The sequence below is a fragment of the Paenibacillus sp. OT2-17 genome, assembly GCF_009827695.1.
Lineage (GTDB): Bacteria > Bacillota > Bacilli > Paenibacillales > Paenibacillaceae > Paenibacillus > Paenibacillus polymyxa_B.
In genome coordinates this window covers 1-2062 of the sequence record NZ_WUDQ01000622.1, presented here as the reverse complement: position 1 = coordinate 2062, position 2062 = coordinate 1, and the positions used below count along the sequence as shown (strand labels likewise).

The 2062-nt window shown below is 46.9% G+C and carries 2 protein-coding genes and 1 pseudogene; 2 read left to right on the top strand and 1 reads right to left on the bottom strand.

The annotated features are described in order from the left end of the window. A pseudogene (locus tag GRP75_RS25360) lies at window positions 1-309 on the bottom strand (peptidase M28); the annotation flags it as partial. Between the two features lie 185 nt (window positions 310-494). Between GRP75_RS25360 and spoVAC the strand changes: the two are divergent. Further along, entirely contained in the window at window positions 495-1001 is a 507-nt protein-coding gene (gene spoVAC / locus GRP75_RS25355; RefSeq protein WP_023989538.1) for a stage V sporulation protein AC, read from the top strand. Next, window positions 998-2020 carry a stage V sporulation protein AD gene (spoVAD, locus tag GRP75_RS25350; RefSeq protein ID WP_023989537.1) on the top strand — a complete coding sequence of 341 codons (1023 nt, stop codon included), beginning with the start codon at window positions 998-1000 and terminating at the stop codon, window positions 2018-2020. Before spoVAC ends, spoVAD begins: the two co-directional genes overlap by 4 nt. Window positions 2021-2062 lie beyond the last annotated feature (42 nt).

The following is a 2062-nucleotide window of genomic DNA, read 5'->3' as shown; positions in this document are numbered from 1 at the left end:
TACTTGAAGACGTTGTGACATAATGGCTTGGCTCCACCAGCCTCCAACCGGCTGAAAACGAATCATTCCAGTTTCCGTAATACCATTCACGATAAAACCGACTTCATCCAGATGGCCTGCCACCATTACACGTGGTCCACTCTCTTGACCGCGTAGCACCCCAAAAAGACTGCCCAATCGATCTTGCACGATTTCATCGGTATAACCGGATATTCGTTCCTTAACCCATGCCCGCAACTCACGCTCATGTCCAGGAATGGAAGGAAACTCCGTTAAGGTTTTAAACAATTCCAATGTTTTTGATTCCATGATGTATACCTCACTCCTTATTAATTAACCAGTGGTCGTCATGTATTCAGTATGAATGGATTTGTATCGAATGTCCACAATATCATTTTCCTGACATAACATTTCTCCAAAAAGCTCATAATGAAAAAGACCCAAGCAATTCGAACCGCCAAGCGCGAAAACTTACAGATAAGGGGTGGTGAATGATGCCAGCTAAATCCGGGCAGCGCGGTTTTCGTACCAATACGTCGCCGCTGTCCATAAATGAGAAGGACTATCAGAATATTTCACAAAAGCATGAACCCTCGAGAAAAGTATTTGCCAATTGTGTGCGCGCTTTTCTGGTTGGAGGCGGGATATGTGTGATTGGACAGGCGATTCAAGAGGCTTTTATGGCAGGAATGCACATATCAGCCAAGGAGGCCGCCCCGCCGACCTCATCGATGATGATCTTGTTGGCGGTCATATTAACCTGTATCGGGGTTTACGATAAGGTTGCTCAATGGGCAGGAGCAGGAACCGCTGTGCCCATTACAGGCTTTGCTAACTCCATGTGTTCGGCTGCATTGGAATATCGTTCTGAGGGACTGGTGCTCGGAGTGGGCGCGAATATGTTCAAGCTGGCAGGCTCAGTTATCGTATTCGGGGTGGTGGCTGCATTTATCGTAGGCGTTATATATGCCATCCTTGGTGTAGGAGGCAATCACTTATGAGAAGACAGGGCGGGCAAACCTGGAAGTTTGAATCGAGACCGCGCATTATTGGAAGTGCCACTGTTGTGGGCCCGGATGAAGGAGAAGGGCCGTTGTCCACAGATTTTGATTATATTTATGACAATATAGAAATCAACGAGAAAACGTGGGAAAAAGCGGAACGTAGATTGATTGAGCATTCTACAGAGCTGGCGCTAATTAATGCCAATTTGAACAAAGAAGAAGTGCAGTTTTTTATTAGTGGTGATCTGATGAATCAGATTATCAGTAGCTCCTTTTCGGCTAGCAAGCTGGCTATTCCCTATTTGGGTGTTTTTGGAGCCTGCTCAACATCAATGGAAAGCTTAGCCTTAGCCGCACTTATTGTGGACTCAGAGGCCGGTGACTACGTGATGGCGGGTACGACCAGCCATAACTGTACTGTAGAAAAACAATTCCGCTATCCTAATGAATACGGATCACAGAAGCCTCCTACGGCTCAGTATACTGTTACCGGTTCCGGCGCCGCAATTGTAGGACATGCCAAGTCAGGGACGGTGGTAGATTGTGCTACCATTGGACGTGTAATGGATATGGGCATTAAAGACCCTTTTAATATGGGTGGAGCCATGGCTCCCGCGGCTGCGGATACGCTGTTGTCTCATTTTCGAGATACTGGCCGTGACCCTGGTTACTATGATCTCATTGTAACGGGCGATTTAGCCTCAGTGGGGCTACCGATTGCCAAGGAGCTGCTCAAAAAAGATGGGTTCGATATGAATCAGACGGAATTTAATGATTGCGGTTTGCTGATTTACGACATCAATAAGCAAAAGAAAGTCATTGCAGGAGGCAGTGGTTGTGGCTGCTCGGCTGTTGTAACCTACGGGCATTTGTTGAAGAGGATTGAAAAAGGAGAGCTGCAAAAGGTACTGGTCGTGGCGACCGGAGCGTTATTATCTCCTTTGACTACACAGCAGGGTGAAAGCATTCCTTGTGTTGCCCATGCTGTAGCTTTTGAAGCGGGAGGAACAGTATGATATTTCTATGGGCTTTTTTAGTGGGTGGTGCCATTTGTGTCG

Coding starts and splice junctions, on each gene's coding strand:
- spoVAC (WP_023989538.1), top strand. CDS start 495: ATGCCAGCTAAATCCGGGCAGCGCGGTTTTCGTACCAATACGTCGCCG.
- spoVAD (WP_023989537.1), top strand. CDS start 998: ATGAGAAGACAGGGCGGGCAAACCTGGAAGTTTGAATCGAGACCGCGC.